Raw genomic sequence first — 17,646 nt, 5'->3', positions numbered from 1 at the left:
GAGAGTCTAGGCACGCCCGCGCCGTTCCGCGCGGATGGAAGTGAATTTCTTACATCTCTTACGTTGCGGAGCCGAGGGGGCGTGGAGCGCCGATGATCCAGCACTCCTGGAGGGGCGCGACCGACGGCGGCGGCGTGAGATGGAGCTCCCCGGCGCCGACCGCGGGAGCTCGTACGAGCGCGCGTTGGGGTTTCGGGTCGAACCCTTGCGCTCGCGCTCGCTCGCGAGGAGCTCGAGCGGGATCCTCGTCTTCGTCGCCCTCTCCAGCAAGGAACGTGCTTGCCTTCATCGGATCTGCGGGCCGCCGGAGGGTCGATCGTGGGCACGGGAACGAAAAGAGGCCGTCGGAATCCGACGGCCTCTTGGGACCGAAAATGGTTGCGGGGGCAGGATTTGAACCTGCGACCTTTGGGTTATGAGCCCAACGAGCTACCAGACTGCTCCACCCCGCGTCAAAGAACCGGCGAGAGGCTTGCTCCCGCGAACAGGTAGTATCCCACTCGAACACCGGGATGTCAAAGCGGTCGCCGGAACCTCTCCGGCGGGAACGGGGGGCTGGTTGCAGGAGCTCGTCTCGCTGCCGATCTGGGTCGTCGCCCTGTTGGGGCTGTTCGCCGGCTGGGCGTTGGCCGACCACCTCGTCCTGCCGCTCCTGCGCTGGCTGCTGCAGCGCCGCTCGAACCGGGTGATCCACGAGCTCAACACGCGCCTCCACCTGAAGATCCAGCCGTTCAAGCTGACGCGCCGTCAGTCGCTGATCGACCGGCTGCTCTTCGACGCCAAGGTGCTCGAAGCGGCCGAGGCGCATGCCCGCGACAACGGGCTGCGCCAGGAGGTCGTGATGGCGAAGGTCCGGCGGTATGCCGAGGAGATCGTTCCGGCCTTCTCGGCGTACGTCTACTTCCGACTCGGCTACGCCCTGGCGCGCACCGTCGTGCGGTCGCTCTATCGCGTTCGCCTGGGACATCGCGACGAGGAGGCGCTCGCCACCGTCGATCCGCAGGCCTCGGTGGTCTTCGTCATCAACCACCGCTCGAACGTCGACTATCTGCTCGTCTCCTACATGGTCGCCGAACGCACCGCCCTTTCCTATGCCGTCGGGGAGTGGGCGCGGGTCTGGCCGCTCGCCACCCTGATGCGCGCCATGGGAGCGTTCTTCGTGCGCCGGGACTCACGCGACCCGCTCTACCGCCGGGTGCTCGAGCGCTACGTGGCGACCGCCACCGCCGAGGGCGTGACCCAGGCGGTCTTTCCGGAGGGTGGGCTCACCCGCGACGGCAGCCTGCGTCCGGCCAAGCTCGGCCTGCTCGACTACATGGTGCGCGGCTTCGACGCCCGCGGCGAGCGCGATCTGGTCTTCGTCCCGGTGGCGGTCAACTACGATCGGGTGCTCGAGGACCGCACACTGCTGCTCGACGCCGTTCCGGATTTCGAGCGTCGCGGCTCGACGCTCGGCAACACCCTGCGCTTCCTCGGCAAGAACCTCGCGCTCCTGGCCCGCCAACGCTGGCGGCGCTTCGGCTACGCCTGCGTCAATTTCGGCCGGCCCCTCTCGCTCGGGGCCTGGTGCGCCGAGCGCGGGATCGACCTGCGCCCGCTCGACAAGGAGGCGCGCATCGCCCAGGTGGCGGTGCTCGCCGGCGAGTTGATGCAGCGGATCGGCGAGGTGGTCCCGGTGGTGCCGGTCGCCCTGGTCGCGACCGTCTTCACGCGGCGGCCCGAGGCCACGTTCTCCGAGCTCGAGCTCAAGGCCGAAGCGCTCGCCCTCTGGCGCGAGCTCGAGGAGCGTGGGGCCCGGATCTACATCCCCCGGCGCGACCAGGAGTACGCCATCGCCTTCGGCCTGCGCTCGCTCGCGGCTCGCCACCTCGTCGTCGAACGAGACGGCCTGTGGAGCCTCCTCGAGCGTGACCGGGCGGTCGTCCACTATTACGCACGCTCGGTCGAGCATCTCCTGAGGCGCCCGATGCCGGGCAGCGGGGCGCCGGCACCGGCGCCGATGTCCGGGGCGGCGAATTGATCGCCGTGAGTCGAGCGCGTATCCTCAGTTCGGGTCGCTCGGCGGCGGATCTCGCGCCGGACGCCGTTGTGCTGCTGAACGGATCAGCAGTCTTCCGCCAGCTGCGATCCGCCTCCCCCGGAGAGGGTTTCGCCCGATGAACCTCGACGTCCGTACGCTGGCCCTGGTCCTCGCCCTCGGCCACGTCGTCCAGGTCGTCGCGCTCGCCCTGCAGCTCGCCGTCGGCAATCGCGTCCGCGGCCTCGGCTGGTGGCTGGCGTGGAGCTCCTCGGTCGCGGTGGGTGGCGGCCTAATCCTCCTGCGGCAGGTGCCCGCACTCGAGGTCGCGGCGACGGCGCTGCAAAACCTGATGATCCTCGCCGGCGTCTCCTTCCTCTACGTCGGGTTGATGCGCTTTCACGGGCGGCGAGAGCGGACTCGGATGCTCCTCGGCATCGGCAGCTCGTTCCTCTTCGGGCACCTCTACTTCGCGCTGGTGCACGACGACATGGAAGTGCGCTCGATGCTGTTTGCCGTTGCCATCGGCGCCATCGGCCTGCTGACGGCATCGGACCTGTTCAAGGTGCGGGCGAGCTCGCCCGGCGCGTCGGCGGGGTTCCTCACCGTGCTGCTCAGCTTCCACGGGCTGTTCTTCCTCTGGCGCGGGGGGAGCATCGCCCTCGGGGTGCCGGTGCCTGGGCTCTTCGACCCGTCGCCGTTCAACACCGCGACCTTCCTCGAGGCGATCGTCGTCGGCAACCTCCTGACGATGGGGCTGATCATCCTGGTCAACCAGCGACTCCACCGGGAGGTGGTCGAGGCTCGCGATCACTTCGAGCGGCTCTTCGAGACCAGTCCGGACGCGGTGATCATCACCCGCGCGGCGGACGGTGTCTGTTGTCAGCTCAACCAGGGTCTGGAGAAGCTCTCCGGCTACGACCGGTCGGAGCTCCTCGGCCGGTCGACCGTGGATGCCGGGATCTACGCCGACCCGGTCGACCGCCAGCGCATCGTCGACGAGCTGATGCTGCGCGGCTCGGTCACCGGGATCGAAGTCGGCTTCGTGCGGCGGGACGGGTCCCGTTTCGCCGGCAACATGTCGGCGCGACTGATCGACCTGCAGGGGGTGCCGCACGTCATCAGCGTGACGCGCGACGTCAGCGAGCGCAAACGCGCCGAGGAGGAGCTGGCGCGGCAGGGGGCGGAGATCCGTGAGCTCAACGCCGGCCTCGAGCGGCGGGTCGCCGAACGCACCGCCGAGCTCGAGCGGACCAATCGCGAGCTCGAGGGGTTCGTCCACTCGATCGCCCACGACCTGCGTGCGCCGTTGCGGGCGATCGACGGCTTCTCCGGTGTCCTCGAGGAAGAGCACTCGGCCGCGCTCCCGGCGGAAGGCCGCCGCTACCTCGATCGCGTGCGGCGCGGTGCGCGGGCGATGGACCGCCTGATCACCGACCTGCTCGAATATGCGCGCACCGGGACGGCCGAGCTCACCCGTGGCAAGGTGGACATGGCGGCGCTCGCGCGCCGCGTCTTCGACGAGATCGCCACCGCCGAGGAGCGCGCCAGCGTGGAGTTTTCGGTCGGCGACCTGCCGCCGACCGAGGGCGATCCGCGACTCCTGCGGGCGGTCTTCCGTAACCTGCTCGACAACGCGATCAAGTACACGGCCGCGCAGCCGCGACGGCAGATCGAGGTGACGGCGGGGCGCGAGGCCGGGACCGTGGCCTACCGCGTGAGCGACAACGGAATCGGCTTCGACCCGATCCACTCCGGGAAGCTCTTCGGCGTCTTCCAGCGGCTGCACGTCACCGGTGAGTTCGACGGGACTGGCATCGGACTGGCGATCGTCAAGCGGATCGTCGAGCGACATGGCGGCAAGGTGCGGGCGGAAGGCGCGGTGAATCAAGGGGCAGCGGTGACCTTCACGCTGCCGGAGAGAGGGCCGGACGATGAATGAAGAGATCCGCGTCCTGCTCGTCGAGGACGACGACAACGACGCCGAGATGCTGCAACGGATCCTTGGCAAGGCCGGCGTGCCGGAGACGGTTCATCGGCTGAGCGACGGGCAGGCCGCGCTCGACTTTCTGCTCGGGCACGACGACGCCTCGCGCGCCGCCGCGGTCACGGTGGTCGCGGGGCTGCAGCTCATCCTGCTCGATCTCAAGCTGCCGCGAGTCGACGGGCTCGAGGTGCTCGCCCGGCTGCGCGCCGATCCGCTCACCGCCAGGATCCCGATCGTCGTGCTGACCTCCTCGATGCTGCCGGACGACGTGACCGCGAGCTACCGGGCCGGAGCGAACAGTTTCGTCGTCAAGCAGGTGCACTACGAGAGCCACGCGGCGACCCTGCGCGAGATCGGCAGCTACTGGTTGCGGCTCAACGTGACCCCGTCCCGCTGACCCCCCGCGACCGCGGCGCGAACCCTTTTCCTGCCCGTGCGTACACGCTGGCATGGGTCTGCTCCGTCGTCTCGCCATCGCCGTCGCGTTGGTCCTGGCGCTCGTCGGCGAGGCGGTGGCGGAGGCGCCGAGCGGCCCGATCGCCATCCGCCGCGCGAGCGCAGCGATCGTCGTCGACGGCGAGCTCGGGGACGCCGGCTGGGTCGGGGCGGCCGAGGTCGCCGACTGGGTGGAGACCAACCCGGGCGACAACATCGCCCCGAAGGTGGCCAGCCGCGCCTATCTCGCCTACGACGATCGCTTCCTCTACGCGGCGTTTCGTTTCGACGACCCGGATCCGCGCGCCATCCGCGCCCCGCTCGGCGACCGCGACAACGTCGCGAGCTACACCGACTACGGCGGGGTGATCGTCGACGGCACGCACGACGGGCGGACGGCGCAGATGTTCCTCGCCAATCCGCGCGGGATCCAGTACGACGCGCTGACCAGCGACGCGAGCGGCGAAGACTCGGCCCCCGACTGGTTCTGGGACAGCGCGGCGCGCATCACGGCGACCGGTTGGACGCTCGAGATGCGCATTCCCTTCTCCTCCCTGCGCTACCAAGGGAGCAATCCGGAGGCTTGGGGAATCCTGCTCTACCGCAACCGACCGCGCGAGTTTCGCTATCAGATGTTCAGCTCCATCCTGCCGCGCGACAGCAACTGCATGGTCTGCCACGCTCGGCCGCTCGTCGGACTCGTCGGCCTGCCGGCAGGGGGGCACTGGGTGGCGGCGCCCTATGCGACCGGGAGCCGGGTCGAAACACCGGAGGGTGAGCTCGGCTCGTCGCTCGGGGGCGGAGAGGCGGAGGTCGACGGCGGCCTCGACGTGAAGTGGGCGCCGAGCCCGAACACCGTCGTCGACGCGACGATCAACCCCGACTTCTCGCAGATCGAGGCCGATGCGCCGGAGATCACCGCCAACGAGCGGTTCGCGCTCTTCTTCCCGGAGAAGCGTCCCTTCTTCCTCGAAGGGGTGACGCTCTTCACCACACCGGTGCAGGCGGTCTACACGCGCACGCTCACCTCGTTGCGCTACGGCCTGCGGGCAACCGGCGGCGTGGGGGCGACGCACTACACGGTGCTCACCGGCGAGGACCGGGGCGGCGGCAGCGTCATTCTCCCGGGGCCGACCGGTTCGGAGCTCGCCCCGCAGGACTTCTCCTCGCGGGTGCTGCTCGGGCGGGTTCGTCGGGACCTCGGCGACTCGTTCGTCAGCCTTCTCTTCACCGCCCGTGAGATCGAGGGCGGTGGCTTCAACCGCGTCCTCGGACCGGACTTCGAGTGGCGGCCGACGCCGCAGGACACGGTGACCGGGCAGCTGCTCTTCTCGCGGTCGGACACCCCGGAGCGCCCCGACCTGGCGGCGGAGTGGGACGGGCGCCGGCTCGCCGGACACGCCGGCGAGCTCTGGTGGTATCGCCAGACCTCGACCTGGGACTACTTCACCCTCTACGAGGAGCGCTCCGACGGTTTCCGCGCCGACACCGGATTCGTACCGCAGGTGGGGCTGCGCGGCGCCTACGTCGAGGTCGGGAGGACCTGGCACCCGCTCGACCGGCCGGTCTCTCGGGTCCGCGTCTTCACCGTGGCGCGCCGCAAGGAGGACTTCCGCGGCGAGCTGATCGAGCAACTGGTCAATCCCGCCGTCGGTTTCGACGCGCGCTGGAACTCCTTCGTCCGTCTCGAGCTGCTCTGGCGCGAGGTGCGCAGCGGCGAGCGGACCTTCGAGACGGTCCAGTTCCGTCCGACGGTGCAGATCCGACCCGGCAAGGTGCTCTCGCAGGTCACCTTCAACGGTCTCTTCGGCGACGAGGTCGACTTCACCCACAGCCGGCCGGGGAGCGGTTGGACGGCCAAGCTTACCGCCGACCTTCAACCGACCGACCACTTGCAGGTCGCGCTGGCCACCTCGCGCCGTGTGCTCGACGTCGAGCGCACCGAGCTCGGTCGCGCCGGCCGGCTCTTCACCGCCGACGTCGCGCGTCTGCGCGCCGTCTACATGCTGAGCTCCCGCGCCTGGGTGCGCCTGATCGGCGAGTGGATCGAGACCCGGCGCGACCCGGCCCTGTGGAGCGAAGCGGTCGAGCCGCGGAGCGCCAGCTTTGCCGGCTCGGCGCTCGTCGCCTTCAAGCTCAACTGGCAAACGGTGCTCTTCGTCGGCTACGGCGACAACCGGACCCTCGACGACGCCGACGAGCTGCAGCCGGAGAGCCGCCAGCTCTTCTTCAAGCTCTCTTACGCCTTCCAGGGCTGACGGCGCCGGAGGGCGGGAGACCCTCACTCGGCGAGCAGGCTCGCCAGCTCCTCGGGGCGCGCGACGCGCAGCCGCGCCTCCTCGAGGTCGATCCGTCCCTCGCGCACCAGGCGGGCGAGCGAGGCCTCGAGGGAGACCATGCCGAGCCGTTTGCCGAGGGTGATCTCGTGCTGCAGCTTCTGCACCTGCTGCTGCCGCACGAGATGGCGGACCGCCGGGGTGGCGAGGAGGATCTCGAGCGCCGGGATCCGTCCGCGCCCGTCGCGTCGCGGGACGAGCTGCTGACAGACGATGGCGTGGAGGGCCAGGGCGAGCTGCTGGCGAACCTGCTCCTGCTGCCCGGCGGGGAAGACGTCGACCATTCGGTGAATCGCCTGGGCGGCGTCGTGGGTGTGCAGGGTGGAAAGGATCAGGTGGCCGGTTTCGGCGGCGGTGAGCGCGGTGGCGATCGTCTCGAGGTCGCGCATCTCGCCGAGCAGGATGACGTCGGGATCCTGGCGCAGGGCGGCCTTGAGCGCGGCGGCGAACGACGGCGCGTCGACCCCCACCTCGATCTGTTCGACGAGCGCGGCGCGGTGGCGGTGCTCGTACTCGATCGGGTCCTCGATCGTCACCACGTGGCAGGGGCGCGAACGGTTGATCTCGCCGAGCAGGGCGGCGAGCGTCGTCGACTTGCCGGCGCCCGTGGGGCCGCAGAAGAGCACCAGACCGCGGCGGGGAGCGACCAGCTCGTCGAGCGACGCCGGCAGGTTGAGCTCGGCGAGCGTCGGCACCCGCGAGGGCAGCGCACGGATCGCCGCGGCGAGATCGCCGCGCTGCCGGTGCAGGTTGACCCGGAAGCGCCCGGCCCCGCCGGGCAGGCGGAGCGAGAAGTCGACCGCCCCAGCGGAGGCGAGCAGCGCTCGTCGCCGGGCGTCGAGCAGCGGTGCGAAGAGCTCCTCGACCGCTTCGCGGGCGAGCGGCTCGGCGCCGGTCCGTTCGAGCCGGCCGTCGAGCCGCAACGCGGGCGGGGCACCGGCGACGAGCAGGAGGTCGCTCGCCCCGCTCGTCGCCAGTCGCTCGAGCGCGTCGGCGAGCGGCGACCCCGGGCGTAGGACCGCCACCTCGTCCACCGCTCCGGCGGGGGAGGGCTCGACCGGGGACGAGCGCAGCGGCGCGGGCGGCGCGGGCGGGTCGGAGGGTCCGACCTCCGCCTCCTCGTCGTCGCTCGCGACCGGCTCGAAACCGGGTCCGCCGGCGTCGTCGCCGGCCGGACGCTCGCGCCGGGCACGGTTCAAGTGATCGACCAACTGGTCGAGCTCGGGGTCGCGGTAGAGATCGGTCACGGGCTCCTCCGGTCCAGGCCTCAGCGCTTCCTACGCCATCCGGCGGCTCGCCGTCCAGCGCTTCCGCTTGTGCGGCGAGCGACGACCGTTTACCCTTAGCGCGGACCGATTCACGGTCGCAACGCGACCGGGAGGAAACATGTACACGATTGAGGAGATCGTCGCCCGGGAGATTCTCGACTCCCGAGGCAACCCCACGCTCGAAGTCGACTGCGTCCTCGAGAGCGGCGCCGTCGGGACCGCCGCCGTTCCCTCCGGCGCCTCGACCGGCAGCCGCGAGGCGCTCGAGCTGCGCGACCAGGACGCCCGCTACGGCGGCAAGGGGGTGCGCAAGGCGGTCGAGAACGTCGAGCGCGAGATCGCCCGCGAGCTCGAAGAGATGGATGCTCGCGACCAGGCGCTGATCGACCAGACGATGATCGAGCTCGACGGCACGCCGACCAAGTCCCGGCTTGGCGCCAACGCCATCCTCGGCTGTTCGCTCGCCGTGGCCAAGGCGGCGGCGGCGACCTCGGGGCTGCCGCTCTACTCCTATCTCGGCGGGCCCGGCGCGACGATGCTCCCGGTGCCGCTGCTCAACGTGCTCAACGGCGGCGCCCACGCCGACAACAGCGTCGACATCCAGGAGTTCATGCTGGTGCCGGCCGGCTTCCCGAGCTTCGCCGAGGGGCTGCGCGCCGGTGCCGAGATCTACCACCGCCTGCGTGCCGTGTTGAAGAAGCGCGGCCTGGTCACGGCGGTCGGCGACGAGGGCGGCTTCGCGCCGAACCTGGCGAGCAACCGCGAGGCGCTCGACCTGCTGGTCGAGGCGATCTCCGCGGCCGGCTACACGCCCGGCAAGCAGGTCTTCCTCGCGCTCGACGTCGCGGCGAGCGAGCTCGAGGAGAGCCGCGACGGCGACGTGGTGCGCTATGCCCTGGCCGGTGAGGGGCGCAGCGGGCTCGGCGCCGACGATCTGATCGCCCTCTACCGCGATTGGGCCGACGCCTATCCGCTGGTTTCGATCGAAGACGGGCTCGCCGAAGGCGACTGGGCCGGCTGGAAGCGTCTGACCGACGCACTCGGTGGCCGGGTGCAACTCGTGGGCGACGACATCTTCGTCACCAACCCGGAGATCATCCGCCGCGGCATCGCCGAAGGGGTGAGCAACGCGCTGCTGGTCAAGCTCAACCAGATCGGCTCCCTCTCCGAGACCCTCGCCGCCGTCGACCTCGCCAAGCGCAACGGCTGGGCGAACATCATCAGCCACCGCTCGGGCGAGACCGAGGACACCACCATCGCCGACCTGGCGGTGGCGACGCGCGCCGGCCAGATCAAGACCGGTGCCCCCTGCCGCAGCGATCGTGTGGCGAAGTACAACCGCCTGCTGCGCATCGAAGAGGAGCTCGACGGCGTGGGGACCTATCCGGGTCTCGCGGCGTTTCGTCAGATTTCCGCGTGAGTGAAGCGCCGGCCGTCCGCCCGCAGCGAGCCCTCTGGGCCGCCCTCGTCGCCCTGCTGCTGCTCCTGCTCGGCAGCGGGGCGGTGAAGGGCTGGCGCGACCTCGAGGCGGCGCGCGATCGCGAGCAGGAGCTCGCCTCGCGCGTCGCCGCGGCGGAGGAGCGCACGGCGCTGCTCAAAGGGCGGATCGCCCGGCTGCGCGACGACCCGGCGACGCTCGAGCGGATGGCGCGCGAGCAACTCGGTCTCGTTCGCCCCGGCGACGTCGTCGTCGTGCTGCCGCCGGAGAGCGAGGGCGAGCCGGCCACCACGCCGACCGGCACCCGCTGAAGCCCGGCCGTCGCGCGGTGCGTCGCGACGACGTTTGACCGCCGGCATCGCCTCCCGTACGATGCCGGCGGGTCTCCAATCGAATGGACGCCGGCGCCGGTTCGCGGTGCCGGAGCGTGCGAGCTCGCGATGCGACTGACACCCCTCGGCAAATTCCTGCTCTTCCTCATCGGACTCGGCCTGATCGTCACCGCGCTGCACCGCTTCGTGCCGCGCGAGCAGCAGATCTGGCGCCAGTGGATCGGCAGCGGGCGGGCGCCCGCGCCGGGTGCGCCGCCCTCGGCCCCGCCGCCGGCGAGTCCGAACGGGCCCGGCACGCTCGCCCAGCAACCGCTCGCCGCGGAATCCTGGGTCACCATTCCGGCCGGCACCCTGCTCGCCGGCGAGTCGGCGACGCCCACCGAGGTCCCGGTCTTCCGGATCCACCGCCACGAAGTGACGAACGGCGAGTTTGCGGCCTTTCTCGCCAACTGCCCGGTCGGCTCCTCGTGCGGTCCGCGGGAGCTGCCGTCCTACTGGGACGACGCCGGCTACGTCGCGAGCCACCGCGACTTCCCGGTCGTCTTCGTCTCGTCGGAGGACGCGGCGGCGTTCTGCCGCCAGGCGGGCGGGCGACTCCCCACCACCGTCGAGTGGGAACGGGCGGCGCGCGGCAACGACTCGCGGCTCTTCCCCTGGGGCGATTCGCTCGAGGCGACCTTCGCCAACATCCTCGGCGCCGACCACGCGGCGAAGGCGCAGGCCGCCAAGCAGATCCCCACCTGGGGGGTCACCGATGCCCGCCTGCGTCGTGACCAGAGCCCCTTCGGCGTCCTGGCGATGGCCGGCAACGTCAGCGAGTGGACCGCCAGCCGCAGCCCCGAGGAGCCCGACCTGGTGCTCGTCGCCGGCGGCTCGTGGGACTCGTGGGAGCTCGCCGACGCCCGCGTGACGCACCGTGTCCCCAAGCTCCCCACCGACCGCAGCTCGAGCGTCGGCTTCCGTTGCGCCGCCGCCGGGCGCTGACGCCGACGACCCGCTGGAGGATCTCCGATGATTCGCAAGCTCTTCGTGCTCTGTCTTCTCGCGCTGGCCCTTGGCGCCGTCGTGCCGGGCTCGGCTGCCGCCGACGATTCGCTGCAACGGGTGCTCGATGCCGGCGTGCTGCGCGTCGGTGCCGAGCCCAACACGCCGCCGATGCTCTTCAAGACCGGCGCGCGCTACGACGGGTTCGACTGGGCGGTGGCCAACGCGCTCGCCAAGCGGATCGGCGTCGACACGGTGGTGGTGGTGCCGGGCAAGTACAGCGAGCTGCCGGGCCGGCTGATCGCCGACAAGTTCGACGTCATCGTCAGCGGCTACACCGCCGATCCGTCGATCCCCGGCATCGACTGGTCCGAGAGCTACTACGACTACGGTCTCTGCCTCGTGGTGCGCAAGGGCAGCGGCATCCGTTCGGTCGACGATCTCGGCGGCAAGGTGGTGGGCCTGTTCAACGATCCCGCCGCCGAGCAGGACGTGCGCCGCCTGGTGCGCGGCGCCAAGGCCTACGAGAAGTACGAGGACGGCTACTTCGACCTGCTCGCCGCCGGCAAGATCGACGGATTCGTCTACGACTTCCCCTACGCCCAGGAGGAGCTCAAGGAGTACCGCGACCGACTGGAGATCGTCCAGTTCAACCTCACGCAGTCGAGTTACAACGTCGGCGTTCGGCGCGGCGCGACCTCGCTTCTGAAGATGGTCAACGCGGCGATCCGCGAGCTCAAGGGCTCGGAGGAGTACCGCCAGATCATCCGCAAGTACCTCGGCGGCACCGGACCGGCGCCGATCGCCAAGGTGACCGGCGGGCAGTCGGTCTACAAGGTGCGCCCCGGCGACACCTTGTCGAAGATCTCGCGCGATCAGCTTGGGCAGGTCAATCGCTGGTACGAGATCTGGGAGCTCAACAAGGGGCGCATCGCCGACCCGAACCTGATCGAGGTCGGCTGGGAGCTGCTGCTGCCGGCGCGCTGAACGGCTCGGCGCCGGCGTGCCTTGTCGCGGCCTCCGCGTGCCAGACGGCACCGGAGGCCGTGTCGCTTTAGGGGCTGTGACGGCTCCAGACCCAGAGCGAGCCGCTCTCGAAGCCGTCCCCCCAGATCGCCGGACTGGCGACGAACTCGATCCAGTCGCCGGGCAGGTTCACCGGCCGCGGATTGGGTCCCGGGGCGACGAGGAAGGTGCCGGCGCCGAACTGGACCCAGGACTGCGAGCCGACCGGATTCGTCGTCAGCGTGGGGATCTCGACGGTGAACAGAGCGCCGGGCACCTGAGCGTTGAGCCAGGGGCTCGACGAGGTGAAGTCGATCGTCACCTGACCGGGTGCCGGAGTCGACACCGTCGTCGCGACGGGACCGTGCCGCGGGTTCGCGGTCACCGTCGTCGGCCCGGAGGCGATCGCCGGGTCGTAGTAGATCTCGAGGTGCCCGCTCGCCAGGGCGAACGGCTCGGCAGTCTCGATCTCGAGGGCGGCGGCGGAGCCGGGGTGGACCTTCGGCGCCCCCAGCGAAAGGCTCGGATTGGTGCCGGCCGAGCGCACGCGGACGCGTCCCGAGCGCACGTCGATGGGGATCGGCTGGCCATTGGGATCCTGGAGGAACGACTCGCCCGGGTTGATCTGGAAATCGTAGGTCGTGCCCGGAGCGAGCGAGGGGTCGAGCGTGAAGGTGAAGACGGCGAGGACGCCGTCCTGCGCGTTGATCGACGACTCGAGCGAGCTGAAGTCGACGTCCAGCGATTGCGTCGAATCGGTCCAGGTCCAGAGCGCCGTCGGCGTACCGCTCTCCGCGAAGATCTGCGACGAGCCGGGAAGGAACGCGGCGAACGGCGAGCCCGGGCCGACGGCGAGCGCACGCTCGAGGAACGAACGGAGCGGCGCGGGCGCGCGAGGCCCGCCGCAGACGCGTCCCTGGCTCACCGGACGGGAGGCGTAGGTGCGGAGGATCACGGCAACCGTGCCTCCCGGAGGGGCCTCGGCGTCGGAGACACGAAGGGTGAGCGGCTCGACCTGAGCGCTGGCCGTCGTGCCGAGCCAGGTTGCGGCCAGCAGGGCGAGCCCCAGGATCGCCGGCGCGAGGCGAGCTTCCGGCCTGGAAGATCGACGGTGGAGGTGTGGTCTCGTTCGGATCATCGGGTCACCCGCTAGGGCGCCAGTCTACGGGAGATGGGAGAAGGCGCCCGATTCAATGGACAGCGCCGGCCTCGATCCGGAACAGACGGAGGCGACTTGTGCGGTGGCCGAGGTCGCGCGACCGGTCCGGCTGTTCCATTCGGCGACGAGCGCTGTCTCAACCTCGCGAGAGACGACCTCGGCATCCGCGGTCGGACCGACTTCGCAGAGGAGACCCGCCATGACCCAACCTCGCACCCTCGCCCTCCGCCTCGCCCTGGCAGCGAGCCTCACCGCGGCGACCGCGTTCGCCAGCGGACCCGGGACCTTCAAGTTCGACCAATCGAGTCTTTCCGTCGGCGAAGGAGCTGGCACCGCGACCGTCCTGGTGGAGCGCTCGCAGGGCGAATCGGGAGCCGTCTCGGTCGTCGTGTCGTCGGTGGGTGGCAGCGCCACGCCGGGCTCGGACTTCCTTCCGGTGGCGCAGCTGCTCTCCTGGGGCGACAACGATGGGGCCGCCAAGTCGGTGCAGGTCGCGATCCTCGACGACGCAGCGGCCGAGGGGAGCGAGACGATCCAGCTCTCGCTCTCCGGAGCGACCGGCGGCGCGGCGATCGACCCGACGCGCTCGAGCTTCACGATCTCGGTGAGCGACAACGACGGCGGGACGCCCCCTCCTCCCCCGCCGCCGGGTTGCGAGCCGGGCGACGACTCCTGCAACAGCGGGGGATCGGCCGGCACGTTCAAATTCGGCGAGCGCTCCTTCTTCGCCTACGAGAGCGGCGCGGTCGCCGTGGTGAGCGTCGAGCGCTCGCAGGGTGAGAGCGGTGCGGCGAGCGTGACCTACTCGACCGCCGATGGCTCGGCGAGCGCCGGCGCCGACTACACGGCGACGACCGGAACGCTCTCCTGGGCCGCCGGTGACGGATCGACGAAGACCTTCACCGTACCGGTTCTCGAGGACAACCTCGCCGAGGGACCGGAGACGATCCAACTCGCGCTCTCCAGCCCCACCGGCGGCGCGGCGATCGACAGCCTGCGCGGCAGCGCCGTGCTGACCATCGTCGACAGCGGCGACGACACGACGCCGCCGGGCTGCGAGCCGGGCGACGACAGCTGCAACGGCGGGGGGAGCGGTTCGGCGGGTCTCCTCGAGTTCGACGAGGCGAGCTTCCAGGTGATCGAGAGCCAGGGGCTGGCGACGATTCGCGTCGAGCGTTCGAACGGCCAGAGCGGCGCGGTGAGCGTGGCCTATCGGGCGACGGCCGGCAGCGCCACGGCCGGAACCGACTTCCAGACGGTGACCGGGACGCTCTCCTGGGCCGCCGGCGACGAGACCGCCAAGACCTTCACCGTGCCGATCCTCGCCGACACCGCGAGCGAAGGGACCGAGACCGTCCTCCTGGAGCTCAGCAACCCGACCGGTGGCGCCACGATCGACCTCGTCCACGGGACGGCGACGCTCTCGATCATCGACGACGACGGGCCGACGACGCCCTGCGAGCCGGGCGACGACCACCTCTGCCTGCTCGGTGGTCGCTTCCGCGCCGCGATCAACTTCCGCACGCCGAACTTCGGCAGCGGCGTCGGCGTCGGACGCAGCGTCAGCCTCTCGGACAAGTCGGGCTACTTCTGGTTCTTCGACGCCGGCAACGCCGAGATGCTGATCAAGGTCATCGACGGCTGCGGGATCGCCAGCGGGCCCTCCTACTGGGTCTTCTACGCCGCGACGACGAACGTCGACTTCACGCTGACGGTCACCGACACAGCGACCGGCATCTCGAAGCAGTTCTTCAACCCGCTCGGCAAGACCGCCGAGCCGATCCAGGACGTCGCCACCTTCAAGACCTGCCAGTAAGTCGCACGGTCTCCCGCCAGAAACTCCCCCTGCGAGGGTCTCGGGAACGTCCCCCGAGGCCCTCGTTTCCTTCGTGGGCGATGCGATTGCGCCCCGGCAGCGGATGGGTATACTCGGGCCGTTCCTAGTCCGGCTGGCCGGGTGACGACGAGCGCTCGGGAGCACCTCCCGAGATCGGCATGAACCGCCGGTCCGTGCCTCGCCTCTCGCCCCCCGCCCCGGCGTACCTTCAAGGAGGACCTGCATGCGACGCCCCTTCCTTTCCCTGGCTCTCGCCCTGGCGAGCTGCCTCGCGCTCGGCGGCCCCGCGGCCGCGGTGATCGGCACCGTCGACGACGTGCCGGCCGCGACGCTGCTGCTGCCGTACTTCGAAGTCGACCTGGCCGACACGAACGGCCTGACGACGCTGTTCTCGGTCAACAACTCGTCGGCGACGGCGGTTCTCGCCCACGTCGTGGTGTGGTCCGACCTGTCGGTGCCGGTGCTCGACTTCAACGTCTACCTGACCGGCTACGACGTCCAGACCGTCAACATGCGCGACATCCTCAACGGCACGCTGCCGCGCACCGCCTCCGACGGTCAGGACCCGACGGACACGATCAGCCCGCAGGGCGACTTCTCGCAGGACATCAACTTCGCGAGCTGCACCGGCCAGCTGCCGCTGGGCCCGCTGTCGGCGACCTACATCGACCACCTGAAGAAGTCGCTCACCGGCCAGGCCTCGCCGCTGCTCGGCGGCCGCTGCGCCGGCCAGGTGTTCGGTGACAACGTCGCTCGTGGCTATGTGACGATCGACACGGTCAACAACTGCACGCTGCGCTTCCCGGGCGATGCCGGCTACTTCGGTGCCGGCGGCTCGGGCGACGCGACGAACCAGAACGTGCTGTGGGGCGACTACTTCTTCGTCACCCCGAGTCAGAACTACGCCGCCGGCGAGACGATGATCCACATCGAGGCCTCGGCGACGAATCCGGAGACGTCGGTCCCGGGTCAGTACACCTTCTATGGCCGTTACGTGACGTGGACGGCGGCGGACAACCGCGAGCCGCTCGCCACCAACTTCGCGGTGCGCTACATCAACGGCGGGGCGTTCAGTGGTGGCACCGACCTCGTCGTCTGGCGCGATTCGAAGGTCAATCAGGTGCCCTTCACCTGCCCGGCGACGCTCAACCTGCGGCCGTCCTGGTACCCGCTCGGTCAGGAACAGATCGTGATCTTCGACGAGCAGGAGCATCCGGAAGTTCCGCAGACGACGCCGGTTTCGCCGCCGCTGCCGAACGAGGGCATCATCCCGTTCCCGGCCGAGGCGCAGCGCGCCGTGGTCGATAGCGAGGACTTCCCGGTCTCGTTCACCTTCGGTTGGCTGTTCCTCAACCTGAACACCACCGTGCCGGCGGCTGGGAACAACCCGCCGGAGGATCCGGCGGCGGCGCAGGCCTGGGTGGGCAACGGGATGTCGGCCGAGGGTCGCTATGCGGTCGGCTTCTCGGCCGTGGCGCTCGACAACGCGACCCAGGCGAGCCATCTGCGCATCGGCGGGCCGTTCTGATCTAGCGCGATGCCGGGCGGAGCGGAGCTGCTCCGCCGCACTTCCGACGGGCCCTGCGCTGCGGCGCGGGGCCCGTCGTCTTTCTGGGAGACCGGGTCGCGCGTGAAGCGAGCGCGCTGTCCCTATCCCGCCGTCGGGGTTGTCGGAGGGCGCTCGAAGAGGCGGCGGAGCGGCGAACGCAGCCACCGTTCGCGCATCCGGAAGGCGCGCGTCGACCGCAGGCTGGCGAGCTCGCGCTCCAGGGCCGTCAGGCGAGCGTCCCTCGCGTGATCGATCGTGCGGCTGAGGTCGGTCAGGAGTCGGGCGATCGCTCGCCCCTCCTCGGCCGCCGCGGCACCGGGCTCGCTGGCGCACGGCTCGTCGAGGAGATCGCGATAAAGCGCGAGCAGCCGCTCGACGGCCAGCTCGAGCGAACCGTGCTGGCGGACGAGTCGAGCGACCGCGGCTGCCTCCTCGGCGTCATAGCCGGCGATGGCCGCAGCGAGCCGGGCCCCGTCGTGCGGCAGGCGCAGAGCGCCGACACCGAAGTTCAGGTCGGCGAGCTCGGCGAAGTTCGCCGGCGTGACGCGCGGCCCGCTCCCCTCCACGTCGCAGAGGACGACCGTCGCCCCGGTCGCCATCGCTTCGAGCGCCGAGCGACCGCGCGCGAAGACCAGATCGTGCTCGGAAAAGAGCCGCCCGGGATCGTCGACCGCATTGCCCGCGGCAGCGCCGACGACAGCCGGCGCGGCGAGCCCGTTTCGCCGACAGGCTGCGCGAACGGCGGCGACCCACGACGCGTCGTCGGTGCGGTTCGAATAGAGCAGCGCACGGCGCGGTCGCGACGGCCGCAGAGAGGCCTCGGGGAGGCGGCGCAAGTCGACGAAGTTCGGCAAGATCGCGACGCGTTCGGGCGGGATGCCGTTCTCGGCCACCAGGCGTTCCCGCCGCAGGCGATCGACCGCGAGATAGCGGCGGATGCGCGGCAGCACGGGTGGCTGCTCCTGCCAGGGAAGCCAGCCATGGCAGACGAAGAGCGCCGGAACGCCCGGAAAGTGGGCGAGCACGGCGGCGGTCTCGAGCCGATGGTGGCCGTGGATCAGGTCGGGCGGTTCGGCGAGCTTCTGCAGATCGTCGATCACCGGCACGCCGAGCGCGCGGACGTCGTCGGCGCTCGCGCCGAGCTGCGGGCTCCAGACGACGGGGCGGTGCCCACGCGCGACGAGGGCGCCGGCGATGTCGCGAATCCACATCTGTGTGCCGCCGCGACCGGCCATCTGGTGATTGGTGAAGAGGACGCGGAGCGACATGGGGCGCGATCCTAGCAACGGCCCTCGCAAC

General features: G+C 70.5%; 13 protein-coding genes and 1 tRNA gene. 10 read left to right on the top strand and 4 right to left on the bottom strand.

Features of this window, described 5'->3' with window-relative positions:
• Positions 1-375: 375 nt before the first annotated feature.
• Positions 376-452 (bottom strand) — tRNA-Met (locus IPJ17_01900).
• Between the two features lie 107 nt (positions 453-559).
• On the opposite strand from IPJ17_01900, the gene IPJ17_01895 reads away from it, so the two are divergent.
• From IPJ17_01895 to IPJ17_01880, 4 genes are all read left to right on the top strand, one after another.
• A complete protein-coding gene (locus tag IPJ17_01895) occupies positions 560-2,020 on the top strand; it encodes a 1-acyl-sn-glycerol-3-phosphate acyltransferase (protein ID QQR74370.1) in 1,461 nt (486 codons plus the stop codon).
• Positions 2,021-2,156: 136 nt separating this feature from the next.
• On the top strand, positions 2,157-3,959 hold the full coding sequence (locus IPJ17_01890; GenBank protein QQR74369.1) for a PAS domain S-box protein: 1,803 nt from the start codon (positions 2,157-2,159) through the stop codon (positions 3,957-3,959).
• On the top strand, positions 3,952-4,401 hold the full coding sequence (locus tag IPJ17_01885; protein ID QQR74368.1) for a response regulator: 450 nt from the start codon (positions 3,952-3,954) through the stop codon (positions 4,399-4,401). The genes IPJ17_01890 and IPJ17_01885 overlap by 8 nt, the downstream gene beginning before the upstream one ends.
• A 52-nt stretch (positions 4,402-4,453) precedes the next feature.
• A complete protein-coding gene (locus IPJ17_01880; GenBank protein ID QQR74367.1) occupies positions 4,454-6,697 on the top strand; it encodes a carbohydrate binding family 9 domain-containing protein in 2,244 nt (747 codons plus the stop codon).
• A 23-nt stretch (positions 6,698-6,720) separates the two neighbouring features.
• Here IPJ17_01880 and IPJ17_01875 read toward each other — a convergent pair whose 3' ends face one another.
• Entirely contained in the window at positions 6,721-7,800 is a 1,080-nt protein-coding gene (locus tag IPJ17_01875) for a PilT/PilU family type 4a pilus ATPase (GenBank protein ID QQR76063.1), read from the bottom strand.
• Between the two features lie 361 nt (positions 7,801-8,161).
• On the opposite strand from IPJ17_01875, the gene eno reads away from it, so the two are divergent.
• From eno to IPJ17_01855, 4 genes are all read left to right on the top strand, one after another.
• Positions 8,162-9,463 (top strand): phosphopyruvate hydratase, encoded by a 1,302-nt coding sequence (eno, locus tag IPJ17_01870; protein QQR74366.1) that lies wholly within the window; start codon positions 8,162-8,164, stop codon positions 9,461-9,463.
• Positions 9,460-9,792, top strand: a complete 333-nt coding sequence (locus tag IPJ17_01865) for a septum formation initiator family protein (protein ID QQR74365.1) — start codon at positions 9,460-9,462, stop codon at positions 9,790-9,792. The genes eno and IPJ17_01865 overlap by 4 nt, the downstream gene beginning before the upstream one ends.
• Positions 9,793-9,921: 129 nt before the next feature.
• Positions 9,922-10,797, top strand: a complete 876-nt coding sequence (locus tag IPJ17_01860; GenBank protein QQR74364.1) for a formylglycine-generating enzyme family protein — start codon at positions 9,922-9,924, stop codon at positions 10,795-10,797.
• Positions 10,798-10,824: 27 nt separating this feature from the next.
• Complete coding sequence (locus IPJ17_01855; protein ID QQR74363.1) at positions 10,825-11,784, top strand: transporter substrate-binding domain-containing protein; 960 nt, start codon at positions 10,825-10,827, stop codon at positions 11,782-11,784.
• Between the two features lie 67 nt (positions 11,785-11,851).
• Here IPJ17_01855 and IPJ17_01850 read toward each other — a convergent pair whose 3' ends face one another.
• A complete protein-coding gene (locus IPJ17_01850; protein QQR74362.1) occupies positions 11,852-12,940 on the bottom strand; it encodes a hypothetical protein in 1,089 nt (362 codons plus the stop codon).
• A 220-nt stretch (positions 12,941-13,160) separates the two neighbouring features.
• Between IPJ17_01850 and IPJ17_01845 the strand changes: the two genes are divergently transcribed.
• Both IPJ17_01845 and IPJ17_01840 read left to right on the top strand, forming a co-directional pair.
• The gene (locus tag IPJ17_01845; GenBank protein QQR74361.1) at positions 13,161-14,777 is read left to right on the top strand and encodes a hypothetical protein; all 1,617 of its coding nucleotides are present in this window, start codon (positions 13,161-13,163) and stop codon (positions 14,775-14,777) included.
• A gap of 244 nt (positions 14,778-15,021) precedes the next feature.
• Positions 15,022-16,326 (top strand): hypothetical protein, encoded by a 1,305-nt coding sequence (locus IPJ17_01840; GenBank protein ID QQR74360.1) that lies wholly within the window; start codon positions 15,022-15,024, stop codon positions 16,324-16,326.
• Positions 16,327-16,448: 122 nt separating this feature from the next.
• Here the strand turns inward: IPJ17_01840 and IPJ17_01835 are convergent, their stop codons facing one another.
• Positions 16,449-17,615 (bottom strand): glycosyltransferase, encoded by a 1,167-nt coding sequence (locus IPJ17_01835; GenBank protein QQR74359.1) that lies wholly within the window; start codon positions 17,613-17,615, stop codon positions 16,449-16,451.
• Between the last annotated feature and the right edge of the window lie 31 nt (positions 17,616-17,646).

It is taken from the genome of Holophagales bacterium (assembly GCA_016699405.1).
In the GTDB taxonomy this organism is placed as follows: Bacteria; Acidobacteriota; Thermoanaerobaculia; order Multivoradales; family JAGPDF01; genus JAAYLR01.
Note: the sequence above shows the minus strand (reverse complement) of the source record. Positions and strands in the feature narration are given on the sequence as shown.